This is a genomic window from Methanocalculus taiwanensis (assembly GCF_024372745.1).
GTDB classification, from domain to species: Archaea; Halobacteriota; Methanomicrobia; order Methanomicrobiales; family Methanocorpusculaceae; genus Methanocalculus; species Methanocalculus taiwanensis.
The window spans coordinates 18613-31872 of record NZ_VOTZ01000024.1 but is presented as its reverse complement, the minus strand read 5'-3'; the positions used below and the strand labels follow the sequence as shown (position 1 = coordinate 31872).

The window sequence follows — 13260 nt, the reverse complement described above, 5'->3', positions numbered from 1 at the left end:
CTCCGACCTCATGGAAATGGGAGTATAGCACCGGCAGTACGTGGACGCAGTTCTCCACATCGAAGAGTCCTTCGTATCAGTTCAGTTCTGCAGGAACGTATTCGATCCGTCTGACGGCAAGCAATGCCGGTGGAGGCAACACTATCGCAAAGAGCGGATATATTACAGTGAAACCTCCTGCCCCAGTAGCCGCTTTCACCGCGTCACCCACAACCGGTACCGCTCCCCTCACGGTGCAGTTCACTGATCAATCCTCAAACACTCCGACCTCATGGAAATGGGAGTATAGCACCGGCAGTACGTGGACGCAGTTCTCCACATCGAAGAGTCCTTCGTATCAGTTCAGTTCTGCAGGAACGTATTCGATCCGTCTGACGGCAAGCAATGCTGGTGGAGGCAACACTGAGATGAAACAGGAGTACATTGCCGTCGATCCCCTGGTACCGCCGGTAGCCAATTTCACCGCCACTCCGACCTCCGGGAAAGTCCCGCTTACGGTGAATTTCACGGATCAATCAGACGGAGTTCCGACAGAATGGCTCTGGAACTTCGGAGACAATATTACATCCGATAACCAGAACCCAGCACACACCTACACTTCAGCAGGAACCTATACCGTTAGCCTCTCCGTGACCAATGACGATGGGAGCAATACAAAAACAAAGGCGGAATATATCATTGTTGACCTCCCACAGCCTGCAGCTCAATCCCTCCCCATCACCGTCAATGCCGGAACCAATGAACAGATCCTGACATTCGGGACAGATCCGGACGGCACGGAAGGTTTTGATGCGGGTCTGGATCTCACCGCCCCACCATTGCCACCAGGTGTAACATTTGATGTGGTCTTCATGATATCTGATTCACTCTTCCCAAGACTCTACACTGATATCCGGGGCGAGATCGATGAAGCAGATCCCGAGCGGCACTGGCAGATGGAGATCATCACAAGAGATGCTGATTCGATCCTCTCGTGGGACCCGACCCTCCTCCCCAAGGATCTTACCTGCACGCTGACCTATGCCGGAACAAGGTATGACATGAAGTCGGTCGCAACCATCACTGTTCCGAGAGCAGCGGACGGGACTGTGCAGAGGGTTGCGATCACAATCTCTTCTGGAATGGAGATGACCATCCCCCTCGCCGCTGGCTGGAACCTGGTATCAGTGCCGTATGCCGACCCTGCATATACCCTCCCCTCTCCAAACCCGATCCAGGTGGTCTACGGATACAACCCCGCGACACGGGCATATGTGATTAGCCAGCTTGACCAGATGCAGCCCGGCAAGGCATACTGGATCGCGTCCACAAGTGCCACCGAGATTACGGTGAGGGGCACCAATGCCTCCCCGATCACCACCGACCTCACCGCCGGCTGGAACCTGATCGGCGGGACTGATCAGACGGTCGCCTTCGGCAGCATCGCCATCGACCCTGCCGGTTCATGGGCAATGCCATTTGTGTATGGCTATAATACCGGGACACGGGCATATGAGCAGGTGACGGTGCTTACGCCGGGTGCCGGGCACTGGGGTGCGGTGACAGCAGACTGCACCATCATGATACCGGGGGTGTAGATGAGAGTGAGAGCATCATATCTTCTCCCTGCTCTCTTTCTGGCATCACTCTGCATGCTGCCCGCCGGTGCCTGGACAACCGAACTCGCGGTCACCTCCGGGGGTACGACGATACCACTTGTTATCAGGGTGGATGAAGCGGCAACCGATGGATTTGATGCTGGTCTTGACATCCCTCTTCCTCCTGCACCTCCCGGTTCGACCTTCTCTGCATACCTGGCCGGTACCGGGTTCTTCCCGATGCTCCAGACTGATATCAGGAATGCCCCCGGATGGACTCTTTGTACTGAGGCGAATGAGCCAATTCTGATATCCTGGGATCCATCACCTGTTCCGTTAACGATCACCGTCAGCGATCAGGTCTATCCGATGAGTACCGCAGGCGAAGCCACCCTCCCCGCCGGGAACTATCAGTTGCAGATTGAGCCCGGGGCTGATCCCCTGCCAATGGTGACGGCAACCCCTCAGCCCACGCAGATCCCGTATCTAGTGACTACTGCACCCCCCCCAACGGCTGTACCGACAGCTGCGCCGCCGCCGACTCAGGCTGAGGTACCTGATCCTGAGAGAACGGCTCCGCTGGAAGCATCTGAGTTCCCAGAAACACCTCCGGTGGCAACACCAACTCCCGATGCTTCTGCAGTCGTTTGGGATGAGCCGGTGCAAAGCCCGGCGGTTTGGGATCCGACATCTCCGGCAGAGGCCGGGCTCTCCCTCCTGCCGGTGGTAGGGAGCGTGATCATAGTGGGATGTCTGATCTGGCGATATCCAAGGTCGATGGGGTAGTGATCGAGAGTTGTAGGAATACAACCTCAACATTATCCGTGAAAGGAGTGTGAGAATCCGATCTATATAATTGATTTATTATAAAAATAATATGAAAAGGTGATTTTTATGAGTTTATGTAAAATTGGCATGGCAATTATTATTCTTCTAGCATTTGGTCTCATAGTAAGTGGAGTTTCTGCAGACCATAATGAGGATAGTACAATTCTAACGACACCCGGCGCCGGCTGGCTTGTCACCCTGGACATCGCCAGTGGTGAGTTCAATCAGAGTGTTATCATGGGAGTAAATGAATCAGGGACCCGTGGCTACGATTCGGGTCTGGATATTCCGGCCCCTCCTGATCCTCCGGGACCTGCCCCGCAGAAAGCGGTCTACTTCACCTGTGATAATCTCTTTTTCGACCGCTTATCCTCAGATTTCAAACCTCTGGTGACTGAGGCAAACCCTGCCGAATTCTGGGATCTGGTGCTGAAATCAAATGAACCAATCTCTGTCTACTGGGATACAAGTGGCATCACTCTTCCCATTCTTCAACTCACCTGGACAAATGGTTCGGTGACTGAATCGATGAGGGTTGTACCGGGAACTAATCTCCCTGCAGGAACGTATTCTGTCAATATATCCGCTGTACTCGGTACAACTCCACCACCACCGCCCTTTCCTGTCGCTAACTTCACTGCTTCACCCACCAGCGGGAAAGTCCCACTCATGGTAAACTTCACAGACCAGTCTACCGGTGATCCGGCCGAGTGGCTCTGGAACTTCGGAGATAACTCCACCTCTGAAGAACCGCATCCAACCCACACCTACACAACGCCCGGTACCTATAACATCACCCTGACCGCAACCAACGCCGGCGGGAGTGACACACTCGAACGAGACGGGTACATCACCGTCACAGCCCCCTCCCCGTCCCCCAACACAACCGCCGTCCTCGAGTTCAATGTTAACCATAACCGGGGGACATCCGGTGACGTCCTGATGCGTGGCACCGGGGACTGCAGAATCGGATACTACACGGGTGTCCACAACTCTCCCCAGAGCGAGGGAACCATCAATGGCAGCATCTCATTCCTCCTTGATGCTGCTGAGGTCGTGCACCAAAGTGTCTTCCCTGCATCCTATGCTGAGATCAACGGGACTGAAGTCAGGTGGAATTTCCCTGAAATAACTGAGATTAAACCTGGAACAACACTCTCAACATCTGCAGCCACCTCGACTTTTATTCCCAGAGAGTCCGGTGTGACCATCGAGCGAAGAACAAACAGGACACAGTTCTCTGATGCAGGTGTCCAGGACGCCGTCTTCAATATCACCTTCGATACCATCCATCCTGACGGGCTCTGGGGCAGAATTGAAGCTGCGAATACGAGCGATGTCTCGGCTTCGTTCATCCCTGGAACAGTACAGACTGACCTTCCGCTCTTCGGCCTGAACGAGGGGTTGCACCGAATTGAATACAGGATTAATACCACTATGATCGAAGCGGGGAACCAGTACTTCATCAGTGCAGCAGTGGCAGTTGAACCAACCCAACCCGTCATGTTTGCGCCGTCTATCGGAGTCTGGGAGACCATCAATTTCACCAGAACCGCTGCACCGGAAGGGACGATGGTCACTGTTCCACACATCCTCCTTCCCGATAATGTCAGCAATGTCTCATTCTCTTCAGCCACACCATGCACCTGGGAGATGGCCCGGAACGAGCACATTATCTCAAGCATCACACAGCGCTCAGACCTGGTGGTACCTTCACCTCCGAGTGCTGCCTTCACCGCCACCCCCACCAGCGGGGCAGCCGGGTTCACAGTCCGTTTCAATGACACTTCCACTGGTGAACCGACCTCCTGGTTCTGGGATTTGGGAGATGGTACTAACTCAACTGACCAGCACCCGGTGCACACCTACACAACGCCTGGTACCTATTCGGTCCGCCTGACCGCATCCAACGCGGTCGGGAGTGATACAGTGACAGAGCAGGCTCTCATCATTGTCCATATCCGCGGCGACTTCAACGGCAATGGACGAGTAGATATCGGGGATGTCGCAAAGGTTGCCTGGATGGCAATCGGGCTGATGGAGCCGGATCCGGCAGCTAATTTCAAAGGTGACGGCGAAGTCGATTCCGCCGACGCAGCCCGGATCGCGTATTACTATGTCGGGAAGATCCCGGCACTCTGATATTTTCTATTGTGACCAACTGTTCACCCCTCGATGATGAAGGTTTCACCTGTTTTTAGGGCATTCGGTGCGTCTTTTATCAACTATCTATCCTCCTGTCTCACCCCTCCTTTCTTCTCACCCTCAACTTCGGAATCGTCCCCTCCCTCCTCTTCTTCCGGTAGATCGCTCCCCCAAAGAGCATCATGAAGATGATCCCAAAGATGGCGATCACGAGCACCATGAACATGATCTGGGGATCGCGGAAATTGGCGGTGACGACGACGAGGGCGGCGGAGACATTCCGGAACCCGGTACCAAAGGAGAGGACTTCCCGGCTCTTCGGATCTGATCCGCCCATCAGGTGGCCGATTGCAAATGATCCGAGGATGAAGAGGACTGCAACCAGCACCCCCTGAAGCCCGAGGATTGCGCCCGCTCTCACCGTGAAGTCGCTTGTGAAGAGGATCACAGTGTAGATGAGGAGGACGAGGATGATCGAGAGATCGGAACTTCGGCTGACGATTGGGTGGAGCCGTTTTGCCAGCTCAGGCAGCCGTGCCCGCAGTGCCATCGTGGCAATAAGCGGGATGAGCATGAAGACGATCAGGTAGAGTATCGTATTGGTCTTGTCGATAGTAACGTTCCCGATCATGAAAGGAAGGACGATCGGCATATAGAGGATGGTGGCCAGGATCAGAATCATCGTCAGCCCAACGGCATAGGCAACATCCCCTTTTACAATCGAGATCGCCTTTGGAAGCGACGGTGCACCGGCAGCAGCGGCGACGATCAGAAGGCCGGTGGCAAGGCCCGAATCAAGCGGGATGAGTTTCAGGATCAAAAGGGCAAAGAGCGGGACTGCGAGGAAATTCGCAATAAGGGAGATGCTGAGGAGCCCTTTCTTCTTCCAGGGAGAGAGGATCTCTCTTACTGTCAGGTTGAGCCCCATTGTGGCGATGCTGGTGACGACAAAAAACCAGATCGCATAATTACCAATATCGGATACGAGCGGGTTAACAACCATCTTTTCCTCCCTCCGGATTCATAGTTATGTACCTGAAGTTAAAAAATGGTTGCAATTGTCCTTCTCATTTGTGAAGGATTAAGGAGGGGGAAATCCGGATTCTATCTGGTATCCTGTACCCGGTATGCATCGTTTTGTAACGGCCCTGATAAAAAATACGAAACAATTATTGCACATCTCCGGTTATCATGTACACCGCAGGGAAACAGGATTGTGCCCCGGAAATCCATACCAGAACAGATGTTCCGCCTGATCCTCTGCGGTAGCCGGATTGAGCAATCATGAATACTATGACCGATATCAAACGAATCCTCGGATTCCTGCTTCTCTTCACCTGCATGATTGCAGGTGCCAGTGCTGCCGGATCTCCTGCCGCTGACTTTTACGCGACGCCTGAAACCGGCAGCGCTCTATTGACCGTCGAATTCACAGACATATCCGCAGGGGATGCTTCCGGCCGGGCATGGTACTTTGGTGACGGGATCACCGATCCTGAGTGGACAGAGACAGCACCGGATGCCGGGTGGTCGGCACGGGGAGGCCATTCAATGGTCGTCCTTTCCGATGGGAGCATTCTCCTGATGGGTGGCCTTGAAGAAGATGCCTACACCCATGATGTCTGGCGATCAGAGGACTCTGGTGCCACCTGGAGCAGGGTTGCCGATGAGCCCCGCTGGGGACCCCGGTTATACCATTCCAGCCTTCTCCTCGCAGATGGCAGTATCCTTATTATGGGGGGCTTGTTTTGGGATGGGGAGCAATTCTACGAATATAACGATGTCTGGCGTTCAACCACCAAAGGCGCTCTCTGGACTAAGGTTGCCGATGAAGCCGCGTGGACGGCCCGGGATGGCCTTACCAGTCTTCTCCTTCACGACGGCAGCATACTCGTAATGGGAGGATGGGATAGAATCGGCCAGAAGAACGATGTCTGGCGTTCGAATAATAACGGAATTTCCTGGTCTCAGATCTCATACCGGGCCGATTGGCCGCCTCGGGCATACCATTCCAGTGTTCTCCTCTCAGATGGCAGTATTGTCCTGATGGGAGGCTACGTTGAAGATGATGATGGATGGTCATATTACAATGATGTCTGGCGTTCAACCGACAACGGTGCCACCTGGACTGAAATGACATCGGATGCAAAATGGTCCCCCCGCGATGGCCATACGAGTGTTGCACTCCCTGATGGCGGCATTCTTCTGATGGGAGGCATGAACAACGAAACAAGGTATGGCGATCTCTGGCATTCGGCAGATTTTGGTGCCACCTGGACTGAGCTCACTCCTGAGACGGGGTGGCATGCACGGGATCGCCATTCAAGCGTGCTCCTTCCAGATGGGAGCATACTTGTAGCAGGCGGCTGGTCATATGCCGGGGATGACGAATATACCTACTACAACGATGTCTGGCGGCTTGAGACGGCCGATTCAACAGCAGAGAATCCCACTCATATCTATGAGGCTCCCGGCAGCTATAGCGTCACACTCCGGGCATTCAATGCAGCAGGGATTTCCACCATCACAAAAGGGGATTTCATAACTGTCACCGAACCTGCTCCGGCAGAGACACCGGCTCCTCCGGCAACCCCCGAAAATGAAGTGACACCGGTTCACACGCCAACTCCGGAGCAGTCGCCGGTTGTCTATGCGCCGGTTCTGCTCATGTTCGCAGGGATGATTGTGGTTTGGGTTCGAAAAGAGGAATAATCTTTACCTTATTTTTGGAATAGATCCCCTCTTTTTGAGTCTCTTCCTTTGATCAATAAGGGGCAGTTTTAATTGGCTGCTTTTGCGCGTTTTTCTTGTTTTTCCAAAGCTACGTCCAGATAGAGATCTATTGCCCCATGACTATTCCGAATTGCTTCATCCCTTGTCGTTCCCTGGGAGTGGCAGCCTTTCTGTGCGGGGCAATGGACTGAGAATGTGCCATCCTCTTCTTCTTCCAGTACAAAATCAGGCTTCATTGGCAACACCCTTTCATCTCTCTCATTTGGGATGAGTACTTTATTATATATTCGGCATTTATCATGAGGAATTGTTTGATTAAATTTTCAATTCTTTCATCAAATAGAGATTTCTTTCAATATGGAACGTATAGGGTATGGTTAGGATTACAAATATATGTTCAAACGTTGATTTTGTAAACATAGTCTTCAGAGCGAATCAGGAGAATGAGGTACTGTTCATGACCATTGGGGAACGTATCAGGGTGAGAAGAAAGTGTCTCGGGCTGTCTCTGCGCGATCTGGCAGAGAAGATCGAGAGATCGCATACAACTGTGGATAAATTTGAAAAAGGTCTTCTCGTGCCCGATTCAGGGGTATTGATCCGCATCAGCGATGTGCTTGAGATGCCGCTTGCGGCCCTACTCCGGCCGTCCCGCCATACCCATGAGATACCAGATGGCCAGATCAGTTTCCGGACAAAAAAGATCACAGGAAAAGAGAGGACCCGGATTGAAGCAGAGACGAAAGACTGGCTGGAGCGCTATCTCTCCATTGAAGAGCTGAGCGGAATCCGCAGAAGATTTGAGATGCCCGCAGGATTCCCAAGAGAAGTATCATCCTATGATGAGGTCGAGACTGCTGCAGATGATCTTCGAAAAGTATGGGATCTTGGGACACACCCTATCGATAATCTCACCTCATTGCTTGAGGATAAGGGCTTGAAGATTGGGATCATCAGGGGCATTACAAAGTTTGATGCCCTCTACACCCGTTTTGGGGATGATCTTGTCATCCTGATGCGAGCCGGACTTTCCTACGCACGGCAGAGGTTTACCCTTGCCCATGAGCTTGGCCACTGCCTCCTGATACCAGTGGACGGTATGGATCATGAAAAAGTAATGCATCGGTTTGCAGGGGCATTTCTGGTTCCTTCCACACGAGTATTCTTTGAACTTGGAGAGAGCCGCCGTCATATATCGGTTCACGAACTCACGATAGTGAAAGAGAAGTATGGACTATCAATGAGTGCATGGATATATCGGGCATCGGATCTTGGTATTATTTCCGCAGATACCCATACCCGGATGAGAAAAGAGTTCTCTACACTTGGATGGAACAGAAAAGAACCTGGTGATGAAAAAGCAGGCGATGATCCTGTTTCCTTTGAATCACTTGTCTATCGATCCCATGCAGAAGGTATCATATCGACCTCAAAAGCAGCAGAACTCCTGAATCAGCCTATTGCTGAATTTTTTATTCTGAATGGAGAAATATCCCGTGACAACTCATCCCTCGTATGTCATTGATACGAACGCGATCATCGATCTATATAAAGCGGATCTGATACCGAATCTCTTTTTGCTACCCTGTAGATTCGTCGTCACTGATTTCGTTCAGAAAGAGCTGTTGCATCCTCCGTTTGCAGCACTCGTTGATATGGGTCTCTCTGTTCAGTCTCTCAGCTCAGATTCGGTTCAGGAATTAATGGATCTGATCGACAGGTATCCACACCCCTCCTATGCCGATCTCTCTGTTCTCCTTCTTGCCAAACAGCTACACAGACCGCTCCTGACCGGTGATCGGGCGCTCATCCACGTAGCGGTTGCGCACGGAGTTGAATGGTGTGGCACTTGCTGGCTACTGGATTACATGGTGAACTCTCACGTGATAACTCCTGAAATGGCTATTGGTGCATGGCAGAGGATGCGTTCACACGGGCGTAATCCGCCACGTGATGAATGTCAACAGACTATCATTCAATGGAAGAAATATCGGGGAATATTCTGATCTTCTCAGGAAGAGCTCTCAGGTGAGATCCATCCTCTTTTCTATTCCTGACAACACATCTCTTCTCCCCATCACACCGATGCCTTCCTGAAGAGAAATGCCCCGATAACAATCATCACCATTGTGCTCACGCCAAGCACCGCCAGGCATACAAGCGGGTGGATGGCTGAGGTGCCGAGCAGCCCGTACCGGATTCCTTCTACGCCATGGGTGAGCGGGTTTAGCAGTGTCAGGGGGATGATCCATCCGGGAAGGCTTTCAATCGGGAACAGGGCGCCTGAGAGGCCGAAGATCGGGAAGATCACAAAGTTCATGATCAGCTGGAACCCGTGCATATCCTCCATCCTTGACGCAATGGCGATCCCAAGTGCTGCAAAGCAGATGCCGATCAGCGTCATGAAGAGGAAGGCTATGAGAAAGCCGGATATGGAGGGAATACTGATCCCAATAAGAAGCGATAACACAAGGATGAATGCCCCCTGGATGACGGCAGTCGTAGCACCTCCGACGGTCTGGCCGAGCATGATCTCTAGCCGTGATACCGGTGCGACCAGTGTCTCTTTTAAGAATCCAAACTGCTTGTCCCAGATGATCATGATCCCCGAGAAGACCGAGGTGAAGAGCACTGCCATGGCAATGATTCCCGGCACCAGGAACTGGAGATAATTCTCTCCCGTACTGCCCGGAATCTCAACAACAGCATTCAGTCCAAATCCAAGGGCCAGCAGGAAGAAGACCGGCATCCCGAGGCTGCCTGCGATCCTGCTCTTTGAACGGACATAGCGCTTTATGCTCCTGAGCCAGAGGGTATAGATGATATCCATCGCTAGCTCCTCCTCGGCATCATCATCCGCATCCGATCTGTTGCCCCTGCCTCTTCGTGCCGCATCTCCCTGCCTGTATAGTGGAGGAAGACATCCTCGAGTGTGGGCTTTCTGATCGAGATGGATGCAATCGTATGGCCGTCTCCTCCGATCAGGCTGAGGAGTTCGAGCAGGTGATCTTCAGCAGACCGGAGCCGGATGATCACCTGCCCGTCATACTGTTCTGCACCCAGAATCCAGGGTGCCCTGATCCTGTCTGCGATTCTGGCAGCATCCGGGGACGTTATGGATACCACATCCTCACCCACCTGGCTCTTTAAGTTTCCAGGCGTATCCATCGCAACGATCCTGCCCCGGTCGATGATTGCAACCCGGTCGCAGAGACGGTCCGCCTCATCCATGTAGTGGGTGGTGAGGATGATTGTGATCCCCTTTCTTCTGTTTAAGCTCTGGATATATTCCCAGAGATGGTTTCTCGTCTGGGGATCAAGGCCGAGTGTCGGCTCATCCAGAAAGAGAATCGATGGTTCATGCAGGAGGCCCCGTGCAATCTCCAGCCGCCGCCGCATGCCCCCGGAATAGGTCTTCACCAGACTATCTTTCCGGTCTTCCAGCTCAACAAGCCGGAGCATCTCATCAATCTGCTCTTCCCTGATCGCTTTTGGGATGCGGTACAGCCTTCCGTGAAAATCCATATTCTCCCATGCGGTCAGCTCTTCATCCAGACTCTGATCCTGGAAGACGATCCCGATCTCCTTCCGGACGCCATCCTGATCTTTTATGATATCGATCCCATTGAGAAGAGCCCTGCCTGATGTCGGCTCCAGCAGGGTGGAGAGCATGGAGATGGCGGTTGTCTTTCCGGCACCATTCGGGCCGAGGAGGCCGAAGATCTCTCCTTCCGGGATCTCAAATGAGATGCCGTCAACTGCTGTAAAATCTCCGAATCGTTTGGTGAGTGTATCCACGAGGATAGCCGTCATCCGGATCTCTCCTCATCTCTGAGCTCTAGGAGCCTCTTTTTACATCCCCTGAGAATCTCCAGTGCTTCTTCATGCTTCTCTGTCGGCAGGGTATGGATATACTCCCGTATCTCCCACATCATCTCCCGAAGTGACGCACGCTCCTCTCCAAAGATTCTGGTATGCAGGGTTTTAAGGAGGAGTAGCTGTTCTCTGGACTGGTGACGGCATGCCTTAATCGCTGACAGCACCTCTTCCCCCGCACTGGTAAGGCTATAGATTGTCTTTGAGCGTATTCCTGTTTCTTCTTCGGTAACGAGCCCTTCATCGGCGAGGCTGTGGAGCAATGGATAGAGCGTTCCCTTGCTCGGCACCCATGCTCCGGCTGTCACCTCTTCAATCTCTTTCAGGAGATCATAGCCGGTTTTTGGTTTACAGTGGAGGGAATGGAGGACATACAGGGAGATTAATGATCTGGTATGGCCTTCTTCAGTGGTGTAGTGCAGTATGCCTCTCATTGTGGGATGACTCCTCCTCATTATAGTTCTATTTCGAACCGTTTGATAATGAACAGTACGTAATCATACTATATCAGCATATCGAATGAGGCGATCCTCTCCTGCCTCTCCGGACCATATGGTAGGGATTGCGTCTGCCCGTGGTACCAGAGCCTATTTACCTTCCCCGGACAATTTTCATCCAGAGGATTCTGTATGCCGGATGAGTGGAAGGTGACGGTCACCGTGACCCTGAAAGTGGGGGGTGCATCGACAATGAAAGAGGCTGAGACTGTTGCGCTCGAACGACTGCTCGGGCTCATCAGGAGCGGAAATGAGATTCCCTGGGAAATTGATGTCGTTCCGCTCAGGGAACCGAGGGAGCCACGAAGCGATGAGCCACTCTTTGGTGTAAAATGGAAATAGTCTCTTCGATGGTTTTCCGGGAGGTGCTCTACATCCACCTCCCGCATACAGAAGACGCCCCTCTTATCTCTTTCAGAGACACATGATCTGGTCACGCATGTATGATATCGTCGTCGTCGGGGGAGGGCCTGTCGGGGCAACAGCCGCACGGTTATCTGCTGAAGCCGGTCTCTCGACACTCCTCATTGAAGAGCATGCAGCTGCCGGCCATCCGGTCCAGTGTGCCGGCCTCCTCAGTTCGTCTGCCTTTGCGGAATGTGAGGTAACAGATCGTTCTGTTCAAAATACCATTCAGGGTGCCCGGATCGTCTCGGAGAAGGGGAGTGAACTCCTCTTTGATGCAGAAAAGACAAAGGCGTATGTCGTTGACCGTGCCGCACTTGACCGCGAGATGCTGCAGGCGGCAGCAGCAGCCGGTGCCGATATCCTGATGAAAACCTATGCAGAATGGAAAAAGCCCGGTTTCATTACGACACGGGGCGCCTCCGGGCAAAAGGAGATCCCCCATCGCATCTGTATCGCAGCAGACGGGCCCCGGAGCGGGATTGCACGATCTGCCGGCCTGCCACGCCCCCGGTATCTCCTTGCAGGCATTCAGGCGGATATCGTTCTTGACCGTGACCCCCGGTTTGTCGAGCTTCATCCGGATGCCTCGCCTGACTTCTTCGGCTGGGTGATCCCGATTTCGGATACGAGGGCGCGGGTCGGCCTCTGCGGGCTGACGGATATCCCTGCCCGTTTCTCGGCTTTCATCAAAAATTATGCCCCTACATCCGTCCATTGTGTTACAGGAGCAATCCCCCTAGGCCCTCCCGAACAGACCTATTCGGATCGCCTCATGGTCTGCGGGGATGCAGCAGGCCTTCCAAAGCCCACCTCGGGCGGGGGTATCTACACGGGAATCCGGTCGGCACGGCATGCCGTTGCAACTGCTGTGCGGGCCTTTGAAGTGGATAACACGAGAGCCGAGGCCCTCTATACGTACCAGCGGCTCTGGAAGGCGGATATAGGGAGGGAGCTTGCCCTCGGGCTGAAGCTCTTTGAGATGCGGGGGAAGCTGAATTCTGATGATATCGATTCAGCCATACAGGCACTCTCGGATCCTGAGATCCTGAAGATCATCGTGGAGGACGGGGATATGGATCGGCCGGGAAAGCTGGTCCGCCGCCTCCTCTTCAGGCCTGAACTCCTTCCGCTCTTTGGGCGGCTTGGATTGATGCAGCTGCTAAGGGGTATTACGTGAAATATTATATCGAATAATT

13 protein-coding genes are annotated in these 13260 nt (G+C 53.0%); 8 read left to right on the top strand and 5 right to left on the bottom strand.

The annotated features are described in order from the left end of the window. The 3 genes from FTO68_RS10115 to FTO68_RS10105 form a co-directional block, all read left to right on the top strand. Positions 1-1577: PKD domain-containing protein (locus FTO68_RS10115; protein ID WP_255333286.1), on the top strand; the 1577-nt coding region annotated here is incomplete at its 5' end. After that, positions 1578-2363 carry a hypothetical protein gene (locus FTO68_RS10110; protein ID WP_255333285.1) on the top strand — a complete coding sequence of 262 codons (786 nt, stop codon included), beginning with the start codon at positions 1578-1580 and terminating at the stop codon, positions 2361-2363. A gap of 129 nt (positions 2364-2492) precedes the next feature. Further along, positions 2493-4547 carry a PKD domain-containing protein gene (locus FTO68_RS10105; RefSeq protein ID WP_255333284.1) on the top strand — a complete coding sequence of 685 codons (2055 nt, stop codon included), beginning with the start codon at positions 2493-2495 and terminating at the stop codon, positions 4545-4547. A gap of 100 nt (positions 4548-4647) precedes the next feature. Here FTO68_RS10105 and FTO68_RS10100 read toward each other — a convergent pair whose 3' ends face one another. Then, a complete protein-coding gene (locus tag FTO68_RS10100) occupies positions 4648-5553 on the bottom strand; it encodes a bile acid:sodium symporter family protein (RefSeq protein ID WP_255333283.1) in 906 nt (301 codons plus the stop codon). Between the two features lie 290 nt (positions 5554-5843). Here FTO68_RS10100 and FTO68_RS10095 point away from each other — a divergent pair, with 290 nt between their 5' ends. Continuing rightward, on the top strand, positions 5844-7262 hold the full coding sequence (locus tag FTO68_RS10095; RefSeq protein ID WP_255333282.1) for a Kelch repeat-containing protein: 1419 nt from the start codon (positions 5844-5846) through the stop codon (positions 7260-7262). A 68-nt stretch (positions 7263-7330) separates the two neighbouring features. Here FTO68_RS10095 and FTO68_RS10090 read toward each other — a convergent pair whose 3' ends face one another. Continuing rightward, entirely contained in the window at positions 7331-7519 is a 189-nt protein-coding gene (locus FTO68_RS10090) for a type II toxin-antitoxin system HicB family antitoxin (protein ID WP_255333281.1), read from the bottom strand. Positions 7520-7740: 221 nt separating this feature from the next. Here FTO68_RS10090 and FTO68_RS10085 point away from each other — a divergent pair, with 221 nt between their 5' ends. Together FTO68_RS10085 and FTO68_RS10080 are read left to right on the top strand one after the other, a co-directional pair. Then, positions 7741-8808 (top strand): helix-turn-helix domain-containing protein, encoded by a 1068-nt coding sequence (locus FTO68_RS10085; RefSeq protein WP_255333280.1) that lies wholly within the window; start codon positions 7741-7743, stop codon positions 8806-8808. Then, the gene (locus tag FTO68_RS10080; RefSeq protein WP_255333279.1) at positions 8780-9289 is read left to right on the top strand and encodes a PIN domain-containing protein; all 510 of its coding nucleotides are present in this window, start codon (positions 8780-8782) and stop codon (positions 9287-9289) included. Before FTO68_RS10085 ends, FTO68_RS10080 begins: the two co-directional genes overlap by 29 nt. Before the next feature lie 71 nt (positions 9290-9360). On the opposite strand, the gene FTO68_RS10075 is transcribed toward FTO68_RS10080, so the two are convergent. From FTO68_RS10075 to FTO68_RS10065, 3 genes are read right to left on the bottom strand one after another with little or no spacing between them, the layout of a single operon-like run. Next, entirely contained in the window at positions 9361-10113 is a 753-nt protein-coding gene (locus tag FTO68_RS10075; protein ID WP_255333278.1) for an ABC transporter permease, read from the bottom strand. Between the two features lie 2 nt (positions 10114-10115). Beyond that, the gene (locus FTO68_RS10070) at positions 10116-11096 is read right to left on the bottom strand and encodes an ATP-binding cassette domain-containing protein (RefSeq protein WP_255333277.1); all 981 of its coding nucleotides are present in this window, start codon (positions 11094-11096) and stop codon (positions 10116-10118) included. After that, on the bottom strand, positions 11093-11593 hold the full coding sequence (locus FTO68_RS10065) for a PadR family transcriptional regulator (RefSeq protein ID WP_255333276.1): 501 nt from the start codon (positions 11591-11593) through the stop codon (positions 11093-11095). The genes FTO68_RS10070 and FTO68_RS10065 overlap by 4 nt, the downstream gene beginning before the upstream one ends. Before the next feature lie 195 nt (positions 11594-11788). On the opposite strand from FTO68_RS10065, the gene FTO68_RS10060 reads away from it, so the two are divergent. Both FTO68_RS10060 and FTO68_RS10055 read left to right on the top strand, forming a co-directional pair. After that, positions 11789-11998, top strand: a complete 210-nt coding sequence (locus FTO68_RS10060; RefSeq protein WP_255333275.1) for a hypothetical protein — start codon at positions 11789-11791, stop codon at positions 11996-11998. Between the two features lie 82 nt (positions 11999-12080). After that, the gene (locus tag FTO68_RS10055) at positions 12081-13241 is read left to right on the top strand and encodes an NAD(P)/FAD-dependent oxidoreductase (protein WP_255333274.1); all 1161 of its coding nucleotides are present in this window, start codon (positions 12081-12083) and stop codon (positions 13239-13241) included. Positions 13242-13260: the final 19 nt, after the last annotated feature.

Excerpts from the sequence above, each read along its gene's own strand:
- FTO68_RS10105 (WP_255333284.1), top strand. The coding sequence starts at position 2,493 with ATGGCAATTATTATTCTTCTAGCATTTGGTCTCATAGTAAGTGGAGTT.
- FTO68_RS10060 (WP_255333275.1), top strand. The coding sequence starts at position 11,789 with ATGCCGGATGAGTGGAAGGTGACGGTCACCGTGACCCTGAAAGTGGGG.
- FTO68_RS10085 (WP_255333280.1), top strand. The coding sequence starts at position 7,741 with ATGACCATTGGGGAACGTATCAGGGTGAGAAGAAAGTGTCTCGGGCTG.
- FTO68_RS10065 (WP_255333276.1), bottom strand. The coding sequence starts at position 11,593 with ATGAGAGGCATACTGCACTACACCACTGAAGAAGGCCATACCAGATCA.
- FTO68_RS10055 (WP_255333274.1), top strand. The coding sequence starts at position 12,081 with ATGATCTGGTCACGCATGTATGATATCGTCGTCGTCGGGGGAGGGCCT.
- FTO68_RS10090 (WP_255333281.1), bottom strand. The coding sequence starts at position 7,519 with ATGAAGCCTGATTTTGTACTGGAAGAAGAAGAGGATGGCACATTCTCA.
- FTO68_RS10100 (WP_255333283.1), bottom strand. The coding sequence starts at position 5,553 with ATGGTTGTTAACCCGCTCGTATCCGATATTGGTAATTATGCGATCTGG.
- FTO68_RS10095 (WP_255333282.1), top strand. The coding sequence starts at position 5,844 with ATGACCGATATCAAACGAATCCTCGGATTCCTGCTTCTCTTCACCTGC.
- FTO68_RS10070 (WP_255333277.1), bottom strand. The coding sequence starts at position 11,096 with ATGACGGCTATCCTCGTGGATACACTCACCAAACGATTCGGAGATTTT.
- FTO68_RS10075 (WP_255333278.1), bottom strand. The coding sequence starts at position 10,113 with ATGGATATCATCTATACCCTCTGGCTCAGGAGCATAAAGCGCTATGTC.
- FTO68_RS10110 (WP_255333285.1), top strand. The coding sequence starts at position 1,578 with ATGAGAGTGAGAGCATCATATCTTCTCCCTGCTCTCTTTCTGGCATCA.